The 25,469-nt window shown below is 73.0% G+C and carries 19 protein-coding genes and 1 pseudogene; 8 read left to right on the top strand and 12 right to left on the bottom strand.

Translation table 11 applies throughout. From position 1 onward, the window contains the following. Both E1285_RS27310 and E1285_RS27305 read right to left on the bottom strand, forming a co-directional pair. Nucleotides 1-215 (bottom strand): annotated as a pseudogene (locus E1285_RS27310) (EamA/RhaT family transporter); the annotation flags it as partial. Then, nucleotides 212-730, bottom strand: coding sequence for a MarR family transcriptional regulator (locus E1285_RS27305; protein ID WP_132156997.1), 519 nt, complete (start codon nucleotides 728-730; stop codon nucleotides 212-214). The pseudogene E1285_RS27310 and the gene E1285_RS27305, both read right to left, overlap by 4 nt. A 110-nt stretch (nucleotides 731-840) precedes the next feature. Here E1285_RS27305 and selA point away from each other — a divergent pair, with 110 nt between their 5' ends. From selA to selD, 3 genes are read left to right on the top strand one after another with little or no spacing between them, the layout of a single operon-like run. Next, nucleotides 841-2,154, top strand: a complete 1,314-nt coding sequence (gene selA, locus E1285_RS27300) for an L-seryl-tRNA(Sec) selenium transferase (RefSeq protein WP_132156995.1) — start codon at nucleotides 841-843, stop codon at nucleotides 2,152-2,154. Next, the gene (locus tag E1285_RS27295) at nucleotides 2,151-3,917 is read left to right on the top strand and encodes a selenocysteine-specific translation elongation factor (RefSeq protein WP_243723085.1); all 1,767 of its coding nucleotides are present in this window, start codon (nucleotides 2,151-2,153) and stop codon (nucleotides 3,915-3,917) included. Before selA ends, E1285_RS27295 begins: the two co-directional genes overlap by 4 nt. Further along, nucleotides 3,914-4,927: a selenide, water dikinase SelD gene (selD, locus tag E1285_RS27290; protein WP_132156993.1), complete on the top strand. Its 1,014-nt coding sequence runs from the start codon at nucleotides 3,914-3,916 to the stop codon at nucleotides 4,925-4,927. The genes E1285_RS27295 and selD overlap by 4 nt, the downstream gene beginning before the upstream one ends. Here selD and fdh read toward each other — a convergent pair. From fdh to E1285_RS27270, 3 genes are all read right to left on the bottom strand, one after another. Continuing rightward, a complete protein-coding gene (gene fdh, locus E1285_RS27285; protein ID WP_207946848.1) occupies nucleotides 4,924-8,172 on the bottom strand; it encodes a formate dehydrogenase in 3,249 nt (1,082 codons plus the stop codon). The two genes, selD and fdh, sit on opposite strands and share 4 nt — an antisense overlap. A 67-nt stretch (nucleotides 8,173-8,239) precedes the next feature. Beyond that, nucleotides 8,240-10,009: a hypothetical protein gene (locus tag E1285_RS27275; RefSeq protein WP_243723084.1), complete on the bottom strand. Its 1,770-nt coding sequence runs from the start codon at nucleotides 10,007-10,009 to the stop codon at nucleotides 8,240-8,242. Nucleotides 10,010-10,148: 139 nt separating this feature from the next. Then, nucleotides 10,149-10,886, bottom strand: coding sequence for an evbL (locus tag E1285_RS27270; RefSeq protein WP_132156987.1), 738 nt, complete (start codon nucleotides 10,884-10,886; stop codon nucleotides 10,149-10,151). Nucleotides 10,887-11,018: 132 nt separating this feature from the next. Here E1285_RS27270 and E1285_RS27265 point away from each other — a divergent pair, with 132 nt between their 5' ends. The 4 genes from E1285_RS27265 to araB all read left to right on the top strand — a co-directional run bounded on the left by E1285_RS27265 (nucleotide 11,019) and on the right by araB (nucleotide 15,972). After that, nucleotides 11,019-12,056, top strand: coding sequence for a LacI family DNA-binding transcriptional regulator (locus tag E1285_RS27265; protein ID WP_347814105.1), 1,038 nt, complete (start codon nucleotides 11,019-11,021; stop codon nucleotides 12,054-12,056). Nucleotides 12,057-12,124: 68 nt separating this feature from the next. Next, nucleotides 12,125-12,802, top strand: coding sequence for an L-ribulose-5-phosphate 4-epimerase (locus E1285_RS27260; RefSeq protein ID WP_132156985.1), 678 nt, complete (start codon nucleotides 12,125-12,127; stop codon nucleotides 12,800-12,802). Beyond that, nucleotides 12,799-14,295 (top strand): L-arabinose isomerase, encoded by a 1,497-nt coding sequence (gene araA / locus E1285_RS27255; RefSeq protein WP_132156983.1) that lies wholly within the window; start codon nucleotides 12,799-12,801, stop codon nucleotides 14,293-14,295. The genes E1285_RS27260 and araA overlap by 4 nt, the downstream gene beginning before the upstream one ends. A gap of 48 nt (nucleotides 14,296-14,343) precedes the next feature. After that, nucleotides 14,344-15,972 (top strand): ribulokinase, encoded by a 1,629-nt coding sequence (araB, locus tag E1285_RS27250; protein WP_132156981.1) that lies wholly within the window; start codon nucleotides 14,344-14,346, stop codon nucleotides 15,970-15,972. Between the two features lie 27 nt (nucleotides 15,973-15,999). On the opposite strand, the gene E1285_RS27245 is transcribed toward araB, so the two are convergent. The 7 genes from E1285_RS27245 to E1285_RS27215 form a co-directional block, all read right to left on the bottom strand. Continuing rightward, complete coding sequence (locus E1285_RS27245; protein WP_132156979.1) at nucleotides 16,000-17,013, bottom strand: LacI family DNA-binding transcriptional regulator; 1,014 nt, start codon at nucleotides 17,011-17,013, stop codon at nucleotides 16,000-16,002. Nucleotides 17,014-17,070: 57 nt separating this feature from the next. Beyond that, nucleotides 17,071-18,312, bottom strand: coding sequence for a multiple monosaccharide ABC transporter permease (gene mmsB, locus E1285_RS27240; RefSeq protein WP_132156977.1), 1,242 nt, complete (start codon nucleotides 18,310-18,312; stop codon nucleotides 17,071-17,073). After that, nucleotides 18,309-19,847, bottom strand: coding sequence for a multiple monosaccharide ABC transporter ATP-binding protein (mmsA, locus tag E1285_RS27235; protein ID WP_132156975.1), 1,539 nt, complete (start codon nucleotides 19,845-19,847; stop codon nucleotides 18,309-18,311). The genes mmsB and mmsA overlap by 4 nt, the downstream gene beginning before the upstream one ends. A gap of 94 nt (nucleotides 19,848-19,941) precedes the next feature. Continuing rightward, the gene (gene chvE / locus E1285_RS27230) at nucleotides 19,942-21,072 is read right to left on the bottom strand and encodes a multiple monosaccharide ABC transporter substrate-binding protein (RefSeq protein ID WP_243723083.1); all 1,131 of its coding nucleotides are present in this window, start codon (nucleotides 21,070-21,072) and stop codon (nucleotides 19,942-19,944) included. A gap of 323 nt (nucleotides 21,073-21,395) precedes the next feature. Further along, on the bottom strand, nucleotides 21,396-22,889 hold the full coding sequence (locus E1285_RS27225; protein WP_132156973.1) for a bifunctional aminoglycoside phosphotransferase/ATP-binding protein: 1,494 nt from the start codon (nucleotides 22,887-22,889) through the stop codon (nucleotides 21,396-21,398). 74 nt (nucleotides 22,890-22,963) lie between these two features. Further along, on the bottom strand, nucleotides 22,964-23,647 hold the full coding sequence (locus E1285_RS27220) for a response regulator transcription factor (RefSeq protein WP_132156971.1): 684 nt from the start codon (nucleotides 23,645-23,647) through the stop codon (nucleotides 22,964-22,966). Between the two features lie 174 nt (nucleotides 23,648-23,821). Next, complete coding sequence (locus tag E1285_RS27215; RefSeq protein ID WP_132156969.1) at nucleotides 23,822-24,016, bottom strand: hypothetical protein; 195 nt, start codon at nucleotides 24,014-24,016, stop codon at nucleotides 23,822-23,824. Nucleotides 24,017-24,142: 126 nt separating this feature from the next. Between E1285_RS27215 and E1285_RS27210 the strand changes: the two genes are divergently transcribed. Continuing rightward, nucleotides 24,143-25,469, top strand: a 1,327-nt coding sequence (locus tag E1285_RS27210) for a heavy-metal-associated domain-containing protein (RefSeq protein WP_132156967.1), incomplete at its 3' end; no start/stop codon positions are given.

Genomic DNA, 25,469 nt, shown 5'->3' with positions numbered 1-25,469 from the left:
GTCCCCACCCCCGACAACGCGCCCCACCCGAGGTCGGCGGTGGTCACGCCGGTCGCGGGGACCGCCATTGCGGCGGCCACCGCGCACACCAGCCCGCCGGCCTGCCCGAGGAGCGCGACGGCCCGGAAGTCCGCCCGCCGCGACAGCAGGCCGCCCCAGACGTCGGCGACGCCGTAGAGGAGCGCCGACGCCAGTGCGAGCGATACACCGGTCATGCGGCTCCCGCGTCACGCTCGGCCTGGCCGACCGGGCACACCGCACCGTCGGTGCAGCACCGGCGGTCGCACAGCCGGCACATCACCTCCGCGTCGCCGATCTCCTCGTACAGGCGGGCCAGCAGCTTGGCCAGGAGGAGGGTGAACGTCTCGCGCTCGTCCTCGTCCAGGACGGACAGCACCCCGGCCAGCGGCGCCCCGCGCGCCGTCAGCATGTCCCGCACCGTGTCCTCGCCCGCGGGCGTGAGCCGCACGTGGACGGCGCGCCCCTCCCGGCCCCGGCGCTCGGCCAGGCCGGCGGTCTGCAGGCCGTCCACCATCCGCGCGGCGGCGGACTGGGTCAGCCCGACGCGCCGGCCCAGCTCGGTCACGCCCAGTTCCGGCGCGTCCGAAAGGACGATCAGCGCAGCCGCCCCGCTCGCGCTCACCCGCCCGGATCCGGTCGCCGCGTCCAGGACGAGGTCGGTCACCGCCAGCGACGCGGCGCCGAGCAGGTTCGCCAGCCTTTCATGCATGACTCATGCATATCAGACATCAGCCCGACGGTGAAGGGGGCGTGTCAGCGCGCGGAGGCGGGCCGTTTCGCGTGCCATGCTGGGGGTACCGGCGCAGCGGAGGTCGGCCGATGGATCATGAAACGGTGCCCGCCGCGGACGGGCGGCGGCGGATAGCGCGGACCGACGTCCTGCTCGCCGACCCCCGGCTCGGCGAGGCGGCGGGACGGCTCGGCCGCGGGGTGGTGAAGGCGGCCGTCGTCGCGGCGCAGCGGCGGGCCAGGGCGGGGGAGATCCCGCCGGAGGCGGTGGCGGACGCGGCGGTGGAGTCGCTTCCGGCGACCGCGTCCGGGCTGCGCCCCGTGATCAACGCGACCGGCGTCCTGCTGCACACCAACCTTGGACGGGCGCCGCTGTCGGACGCCGCGCGGGACGCCGTCGCCGTCGCCTCGGGCGCGACGGACGTGGAACTCGACCTGGAGACGGGCCGCAGGGCGCGGCGCGGGCGGTCGGTGCTGGCGGCGCTGCTGGAGCGGGTACCGCAGGCGGAGGCGGCGCACGTCGTCAACAACGGCGCGGCCGCGCTCGTGCTGGCCGCGACCGCGCTCGCGGGGGACCGGGAGATCATCGTCAGCCGCGGCGAGATGGTCGAGATCGGGGACGGCTTCCGCATCCCCGAGCTGCTGGCGGCGACGGGCGCGCGGCTGCGGGAGGTCGGCACCACGAACCGCACCACGCCGGACGACTACGCGGCGGCCGTCGGGGACGAGACCGGCTTCATCCTGAAGGTGCATCCCTCGAACTTCCGCGTGACCGGCTTCACGCAGGGCGCCGACGTCGCGGAGCTGACCGGGCTCGGCGTCCCGGTCGTCGCCGACATCGGCTCCGGGCTGCTCGCGCACGAGCCGCTCCTGCCGGACGAGCCCGACGCGGCGTCCATGCTCAAGGCGGGCGCCCACCTGGTCACGGCCAGCGGCGACAAGCTGCTCGGCGGGCCGCAGTGCGGGCTCGTCCTCGGGCAGGAGGAACCGGTGCGGCGGCTCGCCCGCCATCCGCTGGCGCGCGCGTTGCGGGTGGACAAGATGACGCTCGCCGCGCTGGAGGCCACCGTCCGCGGCCCGCGACCTCCGACGGGCGAGGCCCTGCACGCGGACGAGGCGGCGCTGCGCGAACGGGCCGAACGGCTCGCCGCGCGACTGCGGGACGAGGGGGTGGACGCGGTGGCCGTCGGGACCGAGGCGGCGGTCGGGGGCGGCGGCGCGCCCGGCGTCGTGCTGCCCAGCGCGGCGGTGTCGGTGCCGGACGCGTACGCGGCGCGGCTGCGGCAGGGGACACCGGCCGTGATGGGACGCGTCGAGGACGGGCGCTGCCTGCTCGACCTGCGCGCGGTGCCGCCGGACCGGGACGGCGCGATCGCCGGGGCCGTCCGGGCGGCCGCGTCATGATGCACGTCGTCGCGACCGCCGGTCACGTGGACCACGGCAAGTCCACGCTCGTCCGCGCCCTCACCGGGATGGAACCCGACCGGCTGGAGGAGGAGCGGCGGCGCGGCCTGACCATCGAGCTGGGCTTCGCCTGGACCACGCTGCCCGGCGGCGGGCGGATCGCCTTCGTGGACGTCCCCGGCCACGAACGCCTGGTCGCGACGATGCTGGCGGGTGTGGGGCCCGTCCCGGCCGTCATGTTCGTGGTCGCGGCGGACCAGGGCTGGCAGCGGCAGTCCGAGGAGCACCTGGCGGTCGTGGACGCGCTCGGCGTACGGCACGGCCTGCTCGCCGTGACCCGCTGCGACCTCACCGGCGAGGCGGCGGCGGGCAGGGTGCGGGACGAGGCGCTCGCCCGCATCGAGGCCACCTCGCTCGGCGGCGTCGAGCCGTTCATGGTCAGCGGTTCGACGGGCGACGGCATGGACGCGCTGCGCGCCGGGCTGGAGCGGCTCGCCGGCTCGCTCCCGCGTCCCGACGAGGACGCCGACGTCCGGCTCTGGGTCGACCGGGTCTTCACCGTCCGGGGCAGGGGCACCGTCGTGACCGGGACCCTCGGCGCCGGGACGATCCGCGCCGGCGACCGCCTCGCCATCGGCGGCGGCGCCGCCCGCGTGCGCGGGCTGGAAAGCCTCAAGGAGCCCCGCGACGAGGTGGGCGCCGTCGCCCGCGTCGCCGTCAACCTGCACGGCGGACCGGACGGCATCGGCCGGGGCGACGCCCTCCTGACTCCGGGACGCTGGCTGACCACCGGCGTCGTCGACGTGCGGCTGCGCGGCGACCCCGCACGGGACCTGCCGCGCGAGCTGGTCCTCCACGCGGGATCCGCGGCGGTCCCGGTGCATGCCCGCCCGCTCGGCGACGACACCGCACGCCTCGCGCTGCGGCGGCCCCTGCCGCTGCGGGTCGGCGACGTCGCGCTGCTGCGCGACCCCGGGCGGCACCGCGTCCCGGCCGGGGTCACGGTGCTCGACGTCCGCCCCGAGCCGTTCACCAGGCGGGGTGCGGCGGCCGTCCGGGCGCGCGAGCTGGCCTCGCTGACCGGACGCCCGGACGGCGCGGACGAGCTGCGCCGCCGCGGCCTGATCACGCGGGCCGACCTGGTCGCGATGGGCGTCCCCGTCCCGGGCGAACCCGTCGCCGGGGACTGGGTCGCCGACCCCGGCCACTGGGACGACCTCCGCGACCGCCTCGTCGCGGCCGTCGAGGAGCACGCCGCCGCCGACCCGGCCGACCCCGGCCTCCCCGCCGACGCCGCCCGCCGTATCCTCGGCCTGCCCGACCGGGCGCTCGTGGAGGCGCTCGCCGCCGGGCTGCGGCAGCGCGACGGCCGGATCTACGGCCGGGTGACCGCCCCCGAACTGCCCGCGGACGTCCGGGCGGCGGTGGACGCCGTCCGCCGGGACCTGACCGAGACCCCGTTCCTGGCACCCGAGGCGAAACGGCTCACCGAACTCGGCCTCACCCCCAAGCTGCTCGCCGCCGCCGCCAAGGCCGGCGCGCTCCTCCGGGTCGGCGACGGGATCGTCCTGCTGCCCGGCGACGACGCCCGCGCCGCGGAGCTGCTCGCCGAGCTCGGCGGCGCGTTCACGATGAGCGAGGCGCGCCGCGCGCTCGGCACCACCCGGCGCGTCGCCGTCCCGCTCCTGGAGCACCTGGACGAGGCGGGCTACACCGTCCGGGTGGACGACATGAGGCGCCGCTGCACCGAAAGGACGACATGACGCAAGCCGCGACGAGCAAGAGGCTGACCGGGTACGCGCACGGCGGAGGCTGCGCCTGCAAGATCCCGCCCGGCGAACTGGAGGCCGTCGTCGCGGGCCTGAACGCGGCGCCCGAGTCCCCGAACGGGGAGCTGATCGTCGGCCTGGACACCGGCGACGACGCGGCGGTCGTCCGCGTCCCCGGCTCCCCGGACGGCCTGGCCGCCGTCGCCACCGCCGACTTCTTCACCCCCGTCGTCGACGACCCCTACGACTGGGGACGCATCGCCGCCGCGAACGCGCTGTCGGACGTCTACGCGGTCGGCGGCCGTCCCCTCGTCGCGGTGAACCTGCTCGCCTGGCCCCGCGACGTCCTGCCCTTCGAACTGGCGCGGGAGGTGCTGCGCGGCGGCCTGGACGTCGCGGCGCAGGCGGGCTGCCACGTCGGCGGCGGCCACAGCGTGGACGACCCGGAGCCCAAGTACGGCATGGCCGTCACCGGGGTCGCCGACCCCGCCCGCCTCCTCCGCAACGACACCGGCAAGCCCGGCGTGCCGCTCACGCTCACCAAGCCGCTCGGCATCGGGATCCTGAACAACCGCCACAAGTCGACCGGCGAGGTCTTCGAGCACGCCGTCGCGACCATGGTCGAGCTGAACGCCGCCGCGTCCGCCGCCGCCCTGGACGCCGGGGCGGTCTGCGCGACCGACGTGACCGGCTTCGGCCTTCTCGGCCACCTCTACAAGATGGCCCGCGCCTCCGGTGTCACGGCCGTGATCGACGCCGCCGCCGTCCCCTACCTGGACGGCGCCCGCGAGTCCCTGCGCGCCGGGTACGTGAGCGGCGGCACCCGCCGCAACCTCGACTGGGCCGCCCCGCACACCGACTTCGGCGGGACGGGCGAACAGGAGCGGCTGCTGCTCGCCGACGCCCAGACGTCCGGCGGCCTCCTGATCGCCGGCGAGATCCCCGGCGCCCCCGTCATCGGCGAGCTGATCCCCGCCGCCGACCACCCGGTCCTCCTCCGCTAGATCTCCGTTCCCGTCTCGTCCGTGATGCCGGCGCGGTCGCGGTACCTGCGGACCAGCGCCGGCGCACCCGGGCCGCGCGGGCGGCGGCCCGGCACGATGTCGACGGCCAGTGCCTTCGCCTCCTGGATGTGCGTGTTCGGGTCCAGGGAGAGGTGCAGCAGCTCGTTCGCCGCGTCACCGACGCTGTAGCCGTTCGGGCCCCAGTGGTACGGGAGACCGATCTGGTGGAGGGTCCGGCCGTCCACGGTGAGGGGCTGCATCCGCTCGGTCACCATGACCCGCGCCTCCACCACGGCGCGCGGGCTGACGATCGTCGCCCAGCCGCCGTGCTCCAGCCCCTGCCGGGCCGCCAGCTCCGGCGACACCTCGCAGAAGAACTCCGGTTGCAGCTCGGCGAGATAGGGCTGCCACCGCGACATGCCGCCCGCCGTGTGGTGCTCGGTCAGCCGGTACGTCGTCGCCACGTACGGGTACACCTCCGCGCCCGGCGCCGCGCCGCTCGGCGCGTACCGGTTGTCGGGATGCGGCGGCATCAGGTGCCGGACGGGGTTGCGCTGCTGCTTGTACAGCGGGTTCGTGAACGGCGACTCCTGCGGCTCGTAGTGCGTCGGCAGCGGCCCGTCCGTCAGCCCGGCCGGGACGTACAGCCACGCCTTGCCGTCCGCCTGCATGATGAACGGGTCGTCGCCGGCGAGCGCGTCCGGGCCGGTCGCGTCCCGTGGCGGCTTGTGGTCCGGCGGGCGGTCGGCGATGAAGTCCGGGACGTCGTGGCCCGTCCATCTGCCCTGCTCGGCGTCCCACCACACGAGCGCCTTGCGGTCGCTCCACGGGTTGCCCTCCACGTCGGCGGACGCCCGGTTGTAGATGATGCGGCGGTTCATCGGCCACGCCCAGCCCCACTCCGGCGCGACCCAGTGCTGGTCGCCGCCCGGCTTGCGGCGCGCGGTCTGGTTGACGCCGCCGGCGTAGCAGCCGCAGTAGATCCAGCAGCCGCACGAGGTGGACCCGTCGTCCTTCAGCTGCGTGTACGACGACAGCGGGTTCCCGTCGGCGTCGTACCCGTTGATCTCGCCGAGGACGGCCTCGGCGTCCGGTTCGCCGAGTTCGCCCTTCGTCGGGTAGTCCCACGTCAGGTCCAGGACCGGGCGGTCCATCTCGTCGGTCGAGCCGGCCAGCTTCTCCCGGATGATCCGCCCCAGGTGGTACATGAACCACAGGTCGCTGCGCGCGTCCCCGGCGGGCTCCACCGCCTGGTGGTGCCACTGCAGCATCCGCTGGGTGTTGGTGAAGCTGCCGTCCTTCTCGGTGTGCGTGGCGGCGGGCAGGAAGAACACCTCGGTGCCGATGTCCTCGGTCCGCATCTCGCCCGACTCGATCTCCGGGCCGTCCTTCCACCAGGTCGCCGACTCGATCTGCGAGAAGTCGCGGACGACGAGCCAGTCGAGGTTCGCCATCCCGAGCCGCTGGATCTTGGCGTTCGCGGACCCGACCGCCGGGTTCTCGCCCATCAGGAAGTAGCCCTTGCACGTCCCGTCGATCTGCGCCATCGACGTCTCGTAGGTGCTGTGCGAGCCGGTCAGCCGCGGCAGGTAGTCGAAGCAGTACTCGTTGCCGGCCGTCGCCGCGTCGCCCCAGTACGACTTCATCAGGCTCACCATGTAGGAGCGCATCTCGCCCCAGAAGCCCTTGCGCGCCGACTCTCCCTGGATGAAGGCGTCCAGTCCCTGGTCGGCGTGCGCGTGCGGCATCGGGATGTAGCCCGGCAGCAGGTTGAACAGTGTGGGGATGTCCGTCGAGCCCTGGATGGACGCGTGCCCGCGCAGCGCCAGGATCCCGCCGCCGGGCCGCCCGATGTTGCCGAGCAGGCTCTGCAGGATCGACGCCGTCCGGATGTACTGGACGCCGACGGTGTGCTGCGTCCAGCCCACCGCGTAGACGAACGCCGACGTCCGGTCCCGGCCCGAGTTCTCGGTCAGCATCTCGCAGACCCGGAGGAACTGGTCGCGCGGGACGCCGCAGATCCGCTCCACCATCTCCGGCGTGTACCGCGAGTAGTGCCGCTTGAGGACCTGGAACACGCACCGCGGATGCCGCAGCGTCGGATCCCGCTCCGGGTGGCCCTCGCCGATCGCCGGGCCGCCGGAGCCGTGCGCCTCGCCGCGTCCCTCCTCGCCCCTGACGAGGCTTTCGTACGCCATGTCCCGCTGGCCCGACGCCGCCTGGACGTGCATGCCCTCGTACTGCCACTTGGTGTGGTCGTAGCTGCGGCTCTCCGGGTTCAGGCCGGAGAACACACCGTCGAGGTCCTCGGTGTCGCGGAACTCCTCCGTCAGGATCACCGACGCGTTGGTGTACGGCACGACGTAGTCGCGGAAGTACTTCTCGTTCTGCAGGACGTAGTTGACGATCCCGCCGAGGAACGCGATGTCACTGCCCGCGCGCAGCGGGACATGGGCGTCCGCGAGCGCGCTCGTCCGCGTGAACCGCGGATCGACGTGGATCAGCTTCGCGCCGCGGGCCTTCGCCTCCATCACCCACTGGAACCCGACCGGATGGCACTCGGCCATGTTCGAGCCCTGGATGACGATGCAGTCAGAATTCTGCAGGTCCTGCTGGAAGGTGGTCGCGCCGCCGCGTCCGAACGAGGTTCCCAGACTGGGAACGGTGGAGGAGTGTCAAATGCGCGCCTGATTCTCGATCTGCACCGCGCCGAGCGCGGTGAACAGCTTCTTGATCAGGTAGTTCTCCTCGTTGTCGAGCGTGGCGCCGCCGAGGCTCGCGATGCCCAGCGTCCGCCGCACCCGCAGCCCGTCCTCGGTCTCCCACTGCCAGCCCCGGCGGCGCGCCTCGATGACCCGGTCGGCGATCATCTCCATCGCCGCCGAGAGGTCGAGGCGCTCCCATCCGGTGCCGTGCGGGCGCCTGTAGAGCACCTGGTGCTCGCGGGCGGACCCGGTGGTCAGCTGGAGGCTGGCCGAGCCCTTCGGGCACAGCCGCCCCCGGCTGACCGGTGAATCCGGGTCGCCCTCGATCTGGGTGACCTTGCCGTCCTGGACGTACACGTCCTGCCCGCAGCCGACCGCGCAGTACGGGCAGACCGACTTGACGACCTTGTCGGCGGTGCTCACCCTCGCTTCGAGCCGCTCGGTGCCCGCACTCTTGGCGGCCGCTCCACGGCCCAGCGGATCGTCGCCGGTGAACTGGCGGTAGACGGGCCATGACCCGATCCAACTGCGAACGCCCATGTCACACCGCCCTTCACCTTGGCGCGGCATCCACCTACCCGGCCCTTGATCCGTAAAACACGCCGGTTCACCTGATCGCGAAGGCCGCCAGATTGGTCGAGATCGGCTCCGGTTCCCCGTCGTTCTGGACGGCGGACGCGGTCAGCACGTCGATGTGCTGGTAGCCGGGAGCGATGACGTCGCCGGGCTGCGGGTCGCCGGCCCCGAGACCGTCGCCCGCCTGCAGGTTGATGACCGGGTTGGCGGCGATGCCGCCCTCGTGGACGGCGCCGTCCGCGATGCCGGGCGCACCCGCCAGCGCGATGTCGGCGACCATCCTCGTGGGGAAGTAGTGCTCGGTGAAGTCGAGCGGGTGCTCCGACAGGCTGCGGGCCAGCTCGGCGATGTCGGTGACCTCCTTGCCCGCGGCGGTGAACGGGGTGCCGTCCTTGGACTTGTGGACCGGGTCGTCGGGCGCGCCGACACGGTCGTAGTTCCGCCATGTGAACAGGGGGCCGCCCGGCTCGTCCGGGATCGCCTTCTTCTCCGTGCCGAGGAGGCGGGTGAGGCCGCCGAGCCCGAGTTCCTCCAGGTTGTTCGGTGCCGGGAACTCCTTGTCGACGATCTTCCCGCCGTCCCAGAAGCCGACGCTGGCCTGCATGAACGCGAGAGGCTGGGAGTGGTCGTCCAGCAGCCCGCCGAGCGCCGCCGCGTTGGTGAACCTGAAGTCCTTGACCGTCGGGGAGCCCTTGACGAACGTCGGATAGTCCTTGGAGAACAGCAGCCGGTAGGTCATGTCCTGGTTGAAGCTTGACGGGATGTAGGTCGCCAGGTCGGACTGCCCCTCTGGGGCGATGTTGGCCGCCAGGCCGGCGATCGCCAGCAGGTTCATCGTCTCGGTGTTGACCACCGCCGGAGCCGACAGCGCGCGCGGGATGATCCCCGTGTCGAAACCCGCCTGCACGGCGCCCGCGCCGAACTGCAGGAGCGGTATCCATTCTACGGGGACCTGCCCGCCCAGCCCCGGCAGGCCCTTCTCGATCCGGGTGTCGAGGGCGAAGTATCCGGAGCACTGGTTGTATCCGGCGTCGTCCGTGGTGGCGCGGTTCCCGTCGAAGTCCCATTCGGCGAAGTACGCCGTCAGGACGCCGCCGAGGGAATGGCCGCCGCAGAGCATCTTCTCCTTGCGCGCCCGCTGGTCCGGAAGCTCGGCGGCCATCAGGTCGTACTGGTCGCGGACCGTCTGCTCCAGCCCGACGTTCTGCAGCCATCTCACCTGGTCGTTGGTCTGGTAACCGGCGAACTTCCGGCCGTCGATCTCTTTCTGCCGGTAGTAGTAGTCGACCGCGAGGTGGACGTCCTCGTGCTCCAGCCCGGCCCGGACGCCGGTGCCGTCCTCCAGGCAGTTCGAACGCCGGTCGAGCGCCCAGAACTCGATGTGCGCTCCGCTCGCGGCCGCCGCCGCGACCGTGTTCCGCGCGACGCTGTCGAAGGCGCCCGCCCCCTCCAGGATCCCGGGCTGCGCGACGAGGATCCTGTCCGCGTCCGCCGACTCCGCCGGCCCGTCCTCGTGCCGGAACCGCAGGTAGGACAGCCAGTCGCACGCCTCAGGGCGCGGTCCGGCCGAGTCGGGCAGCGGCACCCTGACCCGCACCACCGACTCGCTGACCTCGGTGACGGGCGAGCCGGACGCGACGGGCGCCTCGGTCCGGCCGGCCTCGCGCGCGCTCACCGGCATGGCCGCCGCCGCGCCGGCGGCCAGCGCGGACGCGGCCAGGACCGAGACGGCGACCATGGGGAACGCGCCTGGCCGCCGCGACGGGACGCGAACGAGGGAGAGGGGTGGTCGTCGCCCCATCACCGGCTCCTTCCGGACGGGATCGGTTACGGGGCAACAATGGACCTGTCGTTCTCCCGGCGACAGTCGTCCATTTGCACAATCTCGTCGCGGCTCTTGTTCCCGCCCGACAAGCCGGCCGTCCGGCGTGGGGAGCGGCTCAGGCGAGGACGGCCGTCCCCACCTCCCGGACGCGGGTCGCGAACTCGGCGCGCTCGGACGGGGACAGCGCCCGCTCGTACACGGCGGCGGCGAGGCGGTCGGTGATCTCCTCGGCCTCCGCGTGCCGGGGCTTGAGGTGGTCGAACTCGGGGAGGTCGCCCTGCCAGCCGGAGAAGCGCGCCTTGTCCGGGCCGTCCGCGACCAGGACGGCCTCCAGCGGCGAGAGCCCGACCGCGGTCGTCGCGACGAGGTGGAGCCCGCCGCGCCATTCCCGCATGACGTGGAACACCTGGGTCAGGCGGCCCGGCCCGCTCTCCGGGAGGGGTTCGGCGCGCCACCCGCAGAACAGCGGCAGCGCCGACCCCTCGACCGCCTGCACGACGCGCTCGGCCAGTTCGCAGAGGCGCGGGTCGTCCGGGACGTGCTCCCGGCCCCAGTCCGTGCCCGCGAGCATGTACCGCCGCGCGGCCTCGGCCGCCCCGGCGACCGCGACGCCCTCGTCCCACATGGCCCGGACGAGCGCCGGCTCGAACCAGCCCATCGCGGCCGTCACGACCCCGGCGTCGACGTCGCCCATCACGCCGCACCGTCCGGCGAAGTAGTGCGCGAACGGATTGTCGTACCCGTGCTTCTTCCCGTGTTCCCACGTCGCCGGGTTGAGCATCCACTTCGATCCGACCTCGTGAATGGTCTCGTCGGCGGCCTGCACGGTCTCCATGGCGGTCAGTTCGCCCATCGGAAGCTCCTCGCTCGGGGGTCGTAAGCGCGAGATTACTGCCCTGGTGCCCGGCCGGGCGGGGCGGGTGTTGACATCCGGGCTGGTTAGCGCAAACATTCGTCGTAACGAGCGACGGCGCGGGGAGGCGATGTGGCCGCCGAATCACCGGCGACGCCCGACGCACGGCGGTTGGCGGTGATGGAGGACGTGGCCGCGATGGCCGGTGTGTCGGCGATGACCGTGTCGCGCGTCCTGAACGCCCCCGAGAAGGTCCGGCCGCAGACCCGCGCCCGGGTGATGGCCGCGGTGCGGGCCCTGGACTACCGGCCCAACACGGCGGCGCGCGTGCTGGCCACCGGCAGGTCCGGGGTCCTCGGCGTGGTCGGCTTCGACACCACGCTGTACGGGCCGGCCTCGACGCTGTTCAGCATCGAGCAGGCCGCCCGCGAGCACGACTACACCGTCAGCATCGTCAGCCTGAGCGCCCTGAACCGCCGCACGATCGCCGAGGGCGTGGAGCGGCTGCGCGGCCAGTCGGTGGACGGGATCATGGTCGTGGCGCCGCACGAGTCGGCGGCCGAGGGGCTGCGGGAACTGCCGCCCGACACCCCGCTCGTCGCGGTCGGCGCGGGCGCGGACCTGCCGTTCCCCGCCGTCGCGGTCGACCACCGGGCGGGCGCCGAGCGCGCCGTCCGGCACCTGCTCAGCCTCGGCCACGAGACCGTCCTGCACCTGGCCGGCCCGGCCGACTGGGTGGACGCCGGCGGGCGGGTCGACGGCTGGCGCGCCGCGCTGGAGTCGGCGGGACGGGAGGCCGCCGCGCCGCCCGCCGGCGACTGGAGCGCCCGGTCCGGCTACGAGTACGGCCGGCAGATCGCCGCCGACCCCGGGGTCACCGCCGTCTTCGCCGCCAACGACGCGATGGCGCTCGGCCTGCTGCGCGCCCTGCGCGAGGCCGGGCGGGACGTGCCCGGCGACATCAGCGTCGTCGGCTTCGACGACGTCCCCGAGGCCGCCTACTACCCGCCGCCGCTCACCACCGTCCGGCAGAACTTCGCGGAGGTGGGGCGGCGGGCCTTCGACCTGCTGCTCGACCGGCTCGGCGGCGCCCCGGCGGCCGGGCCGCGCCGGGTCGTCGAACCGGAACTCGTCGTCCGGGAGAGCACGGGGGTCCCCCGAGGGGGCTAGCCACGTCCAGTCCGCGAACCCGCCTTCGTCACGCCAGATGATGTTAGCGCTATCAGAACGGAGCCGAGATGCCAGAGCCGACCGGCGGGATCGCGGCGCTCCGCACGGAGCTGACCGTCCTGCACCAGACCCTCGTCGAGGCCGGGCTGGTCGTGTGGACCGCCGGGAACGTGTCCGCGCGCGCCGGCGACGACGCCTTCCTGATCAAACCGAGCGGAGTCCCCTACGACCGGCTCACCCCCGACTCGATGGTGCTGTGCGACCTGGAGGGCGAGCCGGCCGGTGAATCGCCGCTCAAGCCGTCCAGCGACGTGTTCGCCCACGCCTACGTGTACCGGCACCGCCCGGACGTCGGCGGCGTCGTGCACACCCACTCGGCCTACGCGACCGCGTGGGCGGCCCGCGACGAGCCGATCCCGTGCGTGCTGACCGCGATGGCGGACGAGTTCGGCGGCGAGATCCCCGTCGGCCCGTTCGCGCTCATCGGCGGCGACGACATCGGCCGCGGCATCGTCGAGACCCTCGGCGGGCACCGCAGCCCCGCCGTGCTGATGCGCAACCACGGCGTCTTCACGATCGGCGCCACCGCCCGCGCCGCGGTCAAGGCGGCGGTGATGTGCGAGGACGCCGCCAGGACCGTCCACCTGTCGCGCCAGCTCGGCGAACCGCTGCCGATGGACGCCCGCGACATCGACCGGCTGTACGACCGCTACCAGAACGTCTACGGGCAGGGGAGCCGGCCATGAGCCTTGCGGACCGCGAGATCTGGTTCCTCACCGGCAGCCAGGCCCTGTACGGCGAGGACACCCTGCGGCAGGTCGCCGGGCAGTCCGCGGCGATCGCGGCGCGGCTCGGAGAGGCGCTGCCGGTCACCGTGAAATGGCTGCCCGTCCTCACCACCGCGGACGCGATCCGCAGGACCTGCCTCGACGCGAACGCCGACGACTCCTGCCTCGGCCTGATCGCCTGGATGCACACCTTCTCCCCGGCGAAGATGTGGATCGCCGGGCTGGACGCGCTCACCAAGCCGCTGCTCCACCTGCACACGCAGGCGAACGTCGAGCTGCCCTGGCACTCGATCGACATGGACTTCATGAACCTCAACCAGGCCGCGCACGGCGACCGCGAGTTCGGCTACGTCCAGTCGCGGATCGGCGTCGCCCGCAAGACCGTCGCCGGGCACGTCACCGACCCCTCGGTCGCGGCGCGCGTGTCCGCGTGGGCGCGGGCGGCGGCGGGCCTCCACGAACTGCGGCGGCTGAGGCTGGCGCGGTTCGGCGACAACATGCGGGACGTCGCCGTCACCGAGGGCGACAAGGTCGAGGCGCAGCTCCGCTTCGGCGTCTCCGTCAACACCTACGGCGTGAACGACCTGGCCGGCGTCGTGGACGCCGTGCCCGGCGAGGACGTCACCGAGCTGGTCAAGGAGTACGAGGACCGCTACGACATCGCCCCGGAGCTGCGGCCCGGCGGCGAACGCCACGACTCGCTCCGCTACGGCGCGCGGATCGAGCTCGGCCTGCGGACGTTCCTCGACGACGGCGGCTTCAAGGCGTTCACGACGAACTTCCAGGACCTCGGCGGGCTGCGGCAGCTCCCCGGCCTCGCGGTCCAGCGGCTCATGGCCGACGGCTACGGCTTCGGCGGCGAGGGCGACTGGAAGACCGCGGCGCTGCTGCGCACGCTCAAGGCCGCGTCCGCCGGCCTGCCCGGCGGGACCTCGTTCATGGAGGACTACACCTACCATCTGGAACCCGGCAACGAGCTGATCCTCGGCGCGCACATGCTGGAGGTCTGCCCGTCGATCGCCGCCGGGCGCCCGTCGCTGGAGATCCATCCGCTGGGCATCGGCGGGCGCGAGGACCCGGTGCGGCTGGTGTTCGACGCCGCGCCCGGTCCCGCCGTCGTGGCCGGGCTCGCCGACATGGGCGACCGGTTCCGCCTGGTCGCGGGCGAGATCGAGGTGGTCGCGCCGCCGGAGCCGCTGCCGATGCTGCCGGTCGCCCGCGCCGTGTGGCGCCCGCTGCCCGACCTGCGCACGTCCACCGAGGCGTGGCTGACCGCCGGGGCGCCGCACCACACCGTCCTGACCGCCGCGCTCACGGCGGAGGAACTGGACGATCTCGCGGAGATGGCCGGGGTGGAGCTGCTCACGATCGGCGCGGGCACCACGCTCCGGCAGTTCACGAAGGAGATCCACTGGAACCAGGCGTACTACCGCCTGGCCGGGGGCCTGTAATGGGGGGCCTGTGATGGGGACGACGACGACGGGGACGAGGAGGAGCCTGTGAGCGCGGACGAACGGTACGTCGTCGGCGTCGACTTCGGCACGCTGTCCGGGCGGGCGGTGCTCGTCCGCGTCCGTGACGGCGCGGAGGTCGGCGAGGGCGTCCACGAGTACGACCACGGAGTGATCGACGAGACGCTGCCGTCCGGCGTCCGCCTCGATCCCGACTGGGCCCTCCAGGCGCCCCGGGACTGGCTGGACGTGCTCCGCTCCGCCGTGCCGGCGGCGCTGGCGGCCGCCGGCGTCCCGGCGTCCCGGGTCATCGGCATCGGCACGGACTTCACCGCGTGCACGGTGCTGCCGGCGACCGCCGACGGGACGCCGCTGTCCGACCTCCACCCGGACAGGCCGCACGCCTGGCCGAAACTCTGGAAACACCACGCCGCCCAGCCGCAGGCCGACCGGATCAACGCCCTGGCCGCCGAGCGCGGCGAGCCGTGGCTGCGCCGCTACGGCGGCAGGATCTCCTCGGAATGGGAGTTCGCCAAGGCCCTGCAGCTCCTGGAACAGGACCGCGACCTCTACGACCGGGCCGAACGCTGGATCGAGGCCGCCGACTGGATCGTCTGGCAGCTCACCGGCCGCGAGTCGCGCAACATCTGCACGGCCGGCTACAAGGGCATCCACCAGAACGGCGGGTACCCGTCCCGAGAGTTCCTCACCGCCCTCCACCCCGACTTCGCGGACTTTCCCGGCAAGCTCGGCCACGATCTGGCGCCGCTCGGCGGCCTCGCCGGAACCCTCACCGCGCGGGCCGCCGCCTGGACGGGTCTCCCCGAGGGCATCGCGGTCGCCGTCGGGAACGTCGACGCCCACGTCACCGCCGCCGCGGCCGACGCGGTCCGCCCCGGCCAGATGGTCGCGATCATGGGCACGTCCACCTGCCACGTCATGTCGTCGGACCGGCTCGCCGAGGTTCCCGGCATGTGCGGCGTCGTCGCGGACGGCATCGTCCCCGGCCTGTGGGGCTACGAGGCAGGCCAGTCCGGCGTGGGCGACATCTTCGCCTGGTTCGTCGACAACTGCGTCCCCGCCCGCTACCACCAGGCCGCCGCCTCCGCCGGGCTGACCGTCCACGAGCATCTGACCGCACTCGCCCGGGAACAGCCGGTCGGACGGCACGGGCTCGTCGCGCTCGACTGGCACAGCGGCAACCGGTCGGTCCTGGTCGACCACGACCTGTCCGGCCTGATCGTCGGGCAGACCCTCGCCACCCGGCCCGAGGACGTCTACCGCGCCCTCATCGAGGCCACCGCGTTCGGTACCCGCGTGATCGTGGAGACGTTCGAGGCGTCGGGCGTCCCCGTCGAGGAACTCGTCGTCGCGGGCGGCCTGACGAAGAACACCTTCCTCATGCAGGTCTACGCCGACGTCCTGCGCCGCCCGCTGTCACTGACCGGCTCGTCCCGTGGCCCGGCCCTCGGCGCCGCGATCCACGCCGCCGTCGCCGCCGGGGCCCACCCCGACGTCACGGCCGCCGCCGCCGCGATGGGCAGCCGCGTCCCGTCCGCCTACGTCCCCGACCGGGGTCGCGCCGACGCCTACGACCCCCTCTACGAGATCTACCGCGCCCTCCACGACGCGTTCGCCGATGGCAAGATCATGCACCGCCTCCGCACCCTCCGCTGACCCGCCGGCCGCGGCCGGGCCGGAAGGTCAGCCGGCGGGGGCGGTGCTGCGGCGGACGATCAGCCGGCTCGGCACCGGCCGCGGCGCGTCCGGCGGCGCGCCGTCCCGGGTGAGCTGCGCGACCAGGAGGTCGACGCAGTGCAGGCCGAGAGCGGCGAAGTCCTGCCGGACGGTCGTGAGCGGCGGGGTGAGGAACGCCGCCTCGGGGATGTCGTCGAAGCCGATGACGCTGACGTCGTCCGGGACGCGGCGGCCGCCCTCGTGGATCGCCCAGATCAGCCCGAGCGCGATCTGGTCGTTGGCCGCGAACACGGCCGTGACGCCGGGGTCGGCGGCGAGGAGCCGGCCGCGTTCGTAGCCGGACCGGGCGCTCCAGTCGCCGGGCGCGCGGTCCGGGACGTCCGCGCCCGCCTCGGTGAGCGCGTCCCGCCAGCCGCGGGTGCGCTCGTTCGCCTCCCACCAGTCGGCCGGGCCGGGCAGGTGGTGGACGGTCCGGTGCCCGAGCCCCAGCAGGTACCGGGTCGCCTCGCGGGGCGCCAGGTAGTGGTCGGCCGACACGGTCGCGACGGCGGCCGCCGGCCCCAGCAGGACGGTCGGCAGGTCGTCCGGCAGATGCCGCAGCGCCTCGTCCGCCGGGACATGGCCCGGGATCATGATGATCCCGTCCACGCCCTGGTCGCGGAACCGGTCCACCGCCCCGGCGACCGCGCCGCCGCCGGGCGACTCCAGGCTGGCGACGCTGGTGAAGAAGCCGGCGGCGCGGGCGTTCCGCTCGATCGCCGCGATGATCGACGCCGGGCCGAACAGCGCCGTGTCGAAGCTGAGGACGCCGAGCGTCCGGGACCGGCCGGTGGCCAGGGCCCGCGCCGCCGCGTTCGGCCGGAAGTCCAGCCGCGCCGCGGCGGCCAGCACCCGGTCCCGGGTGTCCGGGCTGACCATCGGATGGTTCTTGAACACCCGGGACACGGTCTGGTGGGACACACCGGCGAGCCGGGCGACGTCGCGGAGGCCGGGCCGGCCCGGTGGTGGCGTGGCGGTCATGTCACTCCGGAAGATACCGGGCCGGCCGTGCGCGCAGCGGGACCACCGGGGACCCGGTCAGCGGGCCGTCCCGCTGCGGCGCTTGGCCCAGATGTCGAACGCGACCGCCGCCAGCAGCACCAGCCCCTTGATCAGCATGACCCGCTCGCTGGGCGCGCCGAGCAGCGACATCCCGTTGTTGATCACACCCATGATCAGGCCGCCGGTGATCGCGCCGACCACCTTTCCGACACCGCCCTGCACGGCCGCGCCGCCGATGAACGCCGCCGCGATCGCGTCCAGCTCGAACATGTTCCCGGCGGTCGGGCCCGCCTGGTTGAGCCGCCCGGCGAACACGATCCCGGCGATGGCCGACAGCACGCCCATGTTGACGAACAGCCAGAACGACACCGACTTGACCTTGATGCCCGACAGCTGGGCCGCGAGCAGGTTCCCGCCGAGCGCGTAGACGTGCCGGCCGAACACGGCCCGGTTCATCACCAGCGTCGAGCCGAGGACGAGCACGCCCAGCAGGACGAGCACCCACGGCATGTTCTTGAACCGCGCCAGCTGCACGGCCATGAACATCACGACGACGACGGCCAGCGCGTTCTTCAGCACGAACACGGTGAACGGCTCGACCTTCTGCCCGTAGCCGATGCGCCCCTGCCGGTTGCGCCACCCGTAGGCGACGTACCCGCCGACCAGCACCAGCGCGACCAGCAGCGTGAACAGGTCGGCGCCGCCGAGCGGCCCGAGCCCGATGTTGCCGAGGTAGCCGGACAGGAAGCCGTTCGCGATCGTGCGCACCTCGTCCGGGAACGGGCCGATGCCCTGGTTCCCGAGGATCGTCAGGGTCAGCGCCCGGAACACCAGCATCCCGGCGAGCGTCACGATGAACGCGGGGATCCCGAAGTAGGCGATCCAGTATCCCTGCCACGCGCCGATCGCGGCTCCCGCCAGAAGCGTCAGGGTGATCGCCACCGGCCACGGCACGTTGTGGTTCACCATCAGCACGGCCGCGATCGCGCCCGTCACCGCCACCACCGACCCGACCGACAGGTCGATGTGCCCGCCGATGATGACCAGGATCATCCCGATCGCCAGAATCAGGATGTAGGAGTTCTGGACGATGATGTTGGAGATGTTCTGCGGGGACAGCAGCTGCCCGTCGGTGAGCACCGCGAACAGCGCGACGATCAGGCCGAACGCGATGTAGATCCCGCTCTGCCGCAGGTTGACGGGCAGGGTCCGGCCCGCCTTCGGCCGCTCGGCGGGCGGCGGTGTCACGGCCTGGCCGGCCGGGGCGACGCTGCTCATGCTCTGCTCTCCTCGGTCTGCGTCATGCGCTGCATCAGCCGCTCGGGCGTCGCGTCCGCGCGGCTCACCTCGCCGGTGATCCGGCCCGCCGCCATCGCGTACACGCGGTCGCAGATCCCGATCAGCTCCGGCAGTTCGGACGAGATCACCAGCACCGCCCGGCCCTGGTCTGCCATCCGGTTGATGATCGAATAGATCTCGTACTTGGCGCCGACGTCGATGCCGCGGGTGGGCTCGTCCAGGATCAGGACGTCGGCGTCGGTGAACATCCACTTCGACAGGACGACCTTCTGCTGGTTGCCGCCGCTCAGCTGGCCCGCCGGCGTCAGCACGCTCGGCGCCTTGATGTTCATCTCCTTGCGGTACCGCTCGGCGACCTCGTACTCGCGGTTGTCGTCCACCCAGCCCGCCGTGGCGAGCCCGCGCAGCCCCGCCGCGGAGATGTTGCGCTTGATGTCCTCGATGAGGTTCAGCCCGTAGGTCTTGCGGTCCTCGGTGGCGTAGGCGAGCCCGTGCCGGATCGCGTCGCTGACCGTCCGGACGGCGATCTCCCTGCCGTTCTTGTAGATCCGGCCGCTGATCCCGATGCCGTAGCTGCGGCCGAACACGCTCATCGCCAGTTCCGTCCGGCCCGCGCCCATCAGGCCCGCCAGCCCGACGATCTCGCCGCGGCGCAGCGTCAGCGCCGCGCCGTCCACGACCAGCCGCCCGTGCTGGGTGGGGGAGTGGACGGTCCAGTCCTCGATCCGCAGCACCTCGTCGCCGATCTCGGGGACGCGGGAGGGGAACCGGTGGTCCAGGTCGCGGCCGACCATGCCGGAGATGAGGCGGTCCTCGGACACGTCGCCGCGCATGTCGAGCGTCTCGATCGTCCGGCCGTCGCGCAGGATCGTCGTCCGGTCGGCGACCGCGCGGATCTCGTTCAGCTTGTGCGAGATGATCACGCAGGTGATGCCCTCGTCGCGCAGCCCGCGCAGCAGGTCGAGCAGGTGCTCGGAGTCGGCGTCGTTCAGCGCGGCGGTCGGCTCGTCCAGGATCAGCAGCCGCACCCGCTTCGCCAGCGCCTTGGCGATCTCCACGAGCTGCTGCTTGCCGACGCCGAGGTCCATCGCCGGCGTCACCGGGTTCTCCCGCAGCCCCACCCGTTCCAGCAACCGGGTGGCGTCGGCGTTCGTCCGGTTCCAGTCGATGAGCCCGAACCGTCCCCGGCGCTCGTTGCCGAGGTACATGTTCTCGGCGATCGACAGGTACGGGCTGAGCGCCAGCTCCTGGTGGATGATGACGATGCCGCGCCGCTCGCTGTCGCGGATGCCGGAGAAGCGGCATGGCTCGCCCTCGAACTCGATGTCCCCGCTGTAGTCGCCGTGCGGGTGGACGCCGGACAGCACCTTCATCAGCGTCGACTTGCCGGCCCCGTTCTCGCCGCAGATCGCGTGGATCTCGCCGCGCCGGACCTCCAGGTTGACGTCCTGGAGCGCCTTCACCGCGGGGAAGGTCTTGGTGATGCCGCGCATCCGCAGTATCGCGTCGGTCATGCTCCTCCTCGGGGTCGGCGGGCGCCCGTGGTGCGGAAACGTGGTGCGGCAGGGCGGGCGCCCGCCCCCGGCGCGCAGATCTCGGCCGGTCCCGCTACTTCAGCTGGTCGTCGGTGTAGTAGCCGGTGTCGATGAGGTGCTCCTTGTAGTTGTCCTTGTTCACGATCACCGGGTCCAGGAGGTAGGACGGCACGACCTTCACGCCGTTGTCGTAGTCCTTGGTGTTGTTGACCGCGGGCTCGCCGCCCTTCAGCACGGCGTCGGCCATCTTCACCGTGACCGAGGCGAGCTTGCGGGTGTCCTTGTAGATCGTCGAGTACTGCTCGCCCGCGATGATCGACTTGACCGAGGCGACCTCCGCGTCCTGGCCGGTCACGACCGGGTACGGCTGCCCCGGCGTCCCGTAGCCGCTGGACTTCAGCGCCGAGAGGATCCCGATCGACAGGCCGTCGTAGGGGGACAGGACGCCCTGGATCTTCGTCCCGCCGCTGTAGGAGCGGGTGAGGAGGTCCTCCATGCGCTTCTGTGCCCGTCCCGGGTCCCAGCGCAGCGTCGCGATGGTCTTGAAGTCCGTCTGGCCGCTCTTGACGACGAGGGTCTTGTCGTCGATGTGGGGCTTCAGGGTGTCCATCGCGCCGTTGTAGAAGAACGTCGCGTTGTTGTCGTCGGGCGAGCCGCCGAACAGCTCGATGTTGAACGGCCCCTTCGCGGTGCCCTCCGATCCGTCCGCCTTCTTCAGGCCGAGCCCGACCAGCAGCGACGTCGCCTGCTGCACGCCGACCTTGTAGTTGTCGAAGGTGGCGTAGTAGTCGACGTTCTCGGAGTTGCGGATCAGCCGGTCGTAGGCGATGACCGGGATGTCGTTGTCGGCGGCCTTCTGCAGCTGCGTCGTGATCGCGGTCCCGTCGATCGACGCGATGACCAGCAGCCGGGCGCCCTTGGTGATCTGGTTGTCGATCTGGTTGGCCTGGGTGGGGATGTCGTTCTCGGCGTACTGGAGGTCGACCTTGTAGCCGAGTTGTTCGAGCTGCTTCTTGAGGTTGTCGCCGTCGTGGATCCAGCGCTCGGACGAGCGGGTCGGCATCGTGACGCCGACGAGCGCGCCCTTCGCCGACGCGTTCTCGGCCTTCTCCTTGTCGACGGACTTCTCGCTCGATCCGCACGCGGTCATGCCGAGCGTGAGCCCAAGGCCCAGCGCCAGGCTGACGAGCTTCCTACGCTTCACGTCATCACCTCGGGGTGGCGGGTGGTCGGTGGTCAGGCTGTTACCGGTCACACCGCCATGTCAAGGGGCCGGTGTGCGCCGCGTCACAACCGTGACCCAACACGCCATCCGATTGTTAGCGTTATCACCACGCCCGTCAACACCTGGGAACGCCCGGCTCGGCGAGGCGGCAATCGGACACCCGAACCGCAAGCAGGGACGCCGTTCCATCCTCCCCAGCCCTTGACACCCTCGACCGGTTAACGCAAACATTCCGCGTCAGCCAAGGCGGGCTTACCCGAGATCACTCGTGTCGATCGATGCTCCGGCTGCGTGCCTTCTCCTCAGCCGGGAGGAAGGAGCGGGCGGCGGTGCCAGACGTGCTCGGCGCCGGCGGGCCGGACGACGGCGAGGGCCTGCTCGACGGAGCTCTCCCGCGTTCCGCCGGTGTCGACCGCGGCGGACTCGGGCCAGGGGGCGGCCTCGGCGCGCATGGCGGCGGCGATGCCGGCGTCCGCGTCGGAGGCGCCCCGCGAGCGGGCGCGGACGCGCATGCGTTCGGCGGTGACGGACTCGGGGGCCTGGCAGCGCAGCGACGTCGGATGCGCGTGCTCGCGTTCGGCCACCGCGGCGAGCAGGTCCCGGTCCTCCTTGGCGGACCACGACGCGTCCAGGATCACCGTCTCGCCGAGCCGGAGCAGCTTCGCGGCGCGGTCGGCGAGTTCGCGGTAGGTGCGCCTGCTCCACTCCGGTGTGTAGATGCCCGTGCCGTAGGGGGCGGCGGCGGAGTCCTCGGGCGGGAGGCCCGCGAGTTCCTTGCGGACGCGGTCGCTGCTGAGCAGCGAGCAGCCGAGCCGGTCGGCGAGGGCGCCCGCGACCGTCGACTTCCCCGTGCCGGGGAGCCCGCCCACCAGGATCAGGTCGACCTCACCGGCGCGCAGATGGCGCAGCGCGACCTCGGCGTACGACCGCGCCTCCCCGGCCGCCTCCGGCACGCCCTGCCCGTAGCGCAGGCAGGCGACCTTGGCCCGGACGAACGCCCTGTAGGCGACGTAGTGATGGCGGAGCGAGGGCGGCGCCGGGTCGTCGGCGAACTCGCCGTACCAGCCGATGAACCGTTCGGCGAGGCCGTGCGCGCCGAGCCGTTCGAGGTCCATCGCCAGGAACGAGGCGTCGTCGAGCCCGTCCAGGCTGCGCAGCTCCTCGTCGAACTCCAGGCAGTCCAGGATGCGCGGGCCGTCGTCCAGGCAGAAGATGTCGCCGGTCAGGAGGTCGCCGTGGCCGTCGACCACGCGGCCCTCGGCGATGCGGGCGTCGAACAGCGCCTCGCGTCCGGCCAGGAAGGCCGTGGTGAGGTCCTCGATCTCGGTGGCGGCCGCCCCGTCGATGGCGCGGTCGTGAAAGGGACGCACCTGGGCGAAGCTGTCGTTCCAGCGTCCCCGGAGGGCGTCGCGGGTTCCCTGGGCGGTGACCCGGGGGCCGCGGGGCGCCTCGGCGTGCCAGGCCGCCAGGGTGCGGGCGGTGCCGCGGAGCGCGTCCTCGACCGGTTCCCCCGCCTCCACCAGCGTGGACAGGCGCCGCTCCACGGGCATCCGCCGCATCACCACCAGGTGATCGCAGACCTCGCCGTCGGGCCCGTGCACGTCGGACACCCCGAGGTAGACGTCAGGGGCGAAGCGCCGGTTGAGCCGCACCTCCTCGCGGCACGCCCTCTCGCGCAGCTCGCGCGTGCTGAAGTCGAGGAATCCCAGATCGACCGGCTTCTTGAGCTTGTACGCCCGGTCGCCGACGAAGAAGACGACGCCGATGTGCGTCTCGCTCACGGCTGCGGCGTCCATGCGGCCTACCTCCCGATGCTCGCCCGCCCACTACCCGGGACCGGCCCGCGCTAACGGCCGGTCGCCGGAAGGCGTCACTCCCGCAGGCCTCTCGGCTTCGCGGCGTCCGCCTTGAGCTGGGCGGCGAGGGCGGCGGCCTGGGTGCGGCGGCTCATCCCGAGCTTGGAGAACAGGTTGGAGATGTAGTTCTTCACGGTCTTCTCGGCCAGGAACAGGCGTTCGCCGATCTGCCGGTTCGTCAGGCCCTCCCCGATGAGTTCCAGGATGTGGCGTTCCTGGTCGGTCAGGTCCTTGAGCGGGTCCTTCCTCTCCTGCCGTTCGCGCAGGCGCCGCAGCATGCGGGCGGTCGAGCGGGGGTCGAGCAGAGACCGGCCGGTGGCGACGGTACGGACGGCGCCCACCAGGTCCGATCCGCGGACCTGCTTGAGGACGTAGCCGGCGGCCCCGGCCATCACCGCCTCGAAGTGGGCGTCCTCGTCGTCGTAGGAGGTGAGCATCAGGCACGCCAGGTCCGGCATCCGGGAACGCAGCTCGCGGCAGACGCTGACGCCGTCGCCGTCGGGAAGCCGGACGTCCAGGACCGCCACGTCGGGCCGGGCGGCGGGGATGCGGGCCAGCGCCTGCTCGGCGTCGCCGGCCTCGCCCGCGATCTCGATGCCGGACTCGGCCGACAGCAGCGCCGCCACCCCGCGGCGCACGACCTCGTGGTCGTCGACCAGGAACACCTTGATCGGCTCGGCGTCACCCGGGTCCGTCATGGGATCTTCTCTCTGCTCGAAGGTGCCGATCCGGACGGTACCCGCCGGGCCTGCCCCGACACCGCGACCGGACGTCCCGCGCCGGCGCCCACGCGGGACCGTCCCGGCGGCGGCACGGGCCTCGTCTGGCGGCCCCTTCGAAGCCCGCCTGAGCGAGTCGCGGGCGACGCGTCCTCAGGACTCGGTGAAGTCCTCGCGCGACAAGCCCTTCTCGGACAGCCTGTCTTCGAGTTCGGCGCCGAGCTCCGTGCGATCGTCAGGCCGTGACGCGGGTTCCTGATCCGGATCCCGGTCCGGATCACCGCCCGGCTTCATCAGGATCTGGTCGGTGTCGTCGGTCTTCGGCTGGTTCTCTTCAGGAGTGGTCATCTGGCGCTGCTACCCGGCGCCGCCCCGCTCTAACGGCCGCCGTCCGGGCCTGTTTACGGAAAGTAGTCACGGGTACCCGGAACTGGTCGGTGGGCCGGTCATCCGCGGGCAGGGGGGAACGGGGCGGTGGCGATTCCGGGGGCGTCCCTGGCCAGGACGGCGCTGAACGCGCCGGTCGCGGCGGCGGCCGCGGCATCGACGCTGGCCGTGCGGGGAGCGAAGGCCGGGTTGCGCGACGTCCCGGCGCCCAAGGCGGTGAACGAAGGGGTCCAGCGCGTGTCCAGGGCCGCCGGCGCGCTCGCGGCCCTGGCCGGGGGCGGGCCGGAACGGCACGTGTGGGCGCACCGCGGACGCGCGCACATCCAGGCGAGCGGCCTGTCGGGCGGCGGGCAGCCGCACCGGCGGTACGTGAAGGCGCTGACAGGGGCGCTGGAGCGGCTGGACGGGGTGAACTGGGCGGAGGTCAACGCGGTCACCGGTCACGTCCTGGTCGGATACGAGGAACAGGACATGACCCTCGCCGACCTGATCGCCGCGATCGAGGACGTCGAGGACGAGCACCAGGCCGGCTCGTTCGACGAGGACGCGCACGCCCGCTGGCCCGATGACGACATGGCGTGGGCCGCGGCGGCGTCCGTCCTCGCGGCGGACTGCGCGGCGGTCGTGGCGGCCGTGACCGGCAGGCTGCTGGTCCTTCCGCCGTTGCCCACCCCGGTCCGGGCCGCCGTGTCGGTGACCGACGCGGCGCCGCACCTCCGGGCGGCCGTGGAGCACGTGCTGGGCCGGACACGTGCCGACGCCCTGCTGGGACTCGCCGGCGCGGCCGTCAACGGGGCTGGGCAGGGCGTGCCGCCCCTGGCCGCCGACGCCGTCCACCGGGTCTTCAAGCTCTACGAGATCGGGGCGCGCCGCGAGGCGTGGCGGCGTCGTGAGCCGGAACTCGCGGTGGCCGGGCGGCAGCCGCAGGAGTGCGGTACCCCCGCCGAGCGGCCGTGTCCACTGCCGGACGGCCCGGCGGAGAAGGCCGCCAATCGCACGGAGCTGGGAAATCTGCTGGGCGTGAGCGCGGTCCTGGCGGGCGCCCGGGACCCCGCCCGCGCGGGCGACCTGCCGCTGGCGACCGTCCCCAAGGCGGCGCGTTACGGGCGGGAGGCGTTCGCCGCGGTGCTGGCGCACGACCTCGCCGGCCGCGGTGCGGTGGTGCTGCAACCGGCCGCGCTGCGCCGCCTCGACCGGATCGACGCGGTGGTCATCGACTCCGCCGCGCTGTGCGCGCGGGAGCCCAGGCTGCTGTCGGCCGCCGCGACCGGCGGCGACCCCGGCGACCCCGGCGACCACAACGACCCCGACGACGCGGCCGTGTGGCGCATGGCCGCCGAGTCCCTGGAGGGCCGCGACTGGGACGACCTGGCGGGCCCCGGACCGTGGCCGGCCGCTCCGCCGGGTGGGGGAG

The sequence above is a fragment of the Actinomadura sp. 7K507 genome, from assembly GCF_004348425.1.
Lineage (GTDB): Bacteria > Actinomycetota > Actinomycetes > Streptosporangiales > Streptosporangiaceae > Spirillospora.
This window is presented reverse-complemented; position numbering and strand designations above follow the sequence as displayed.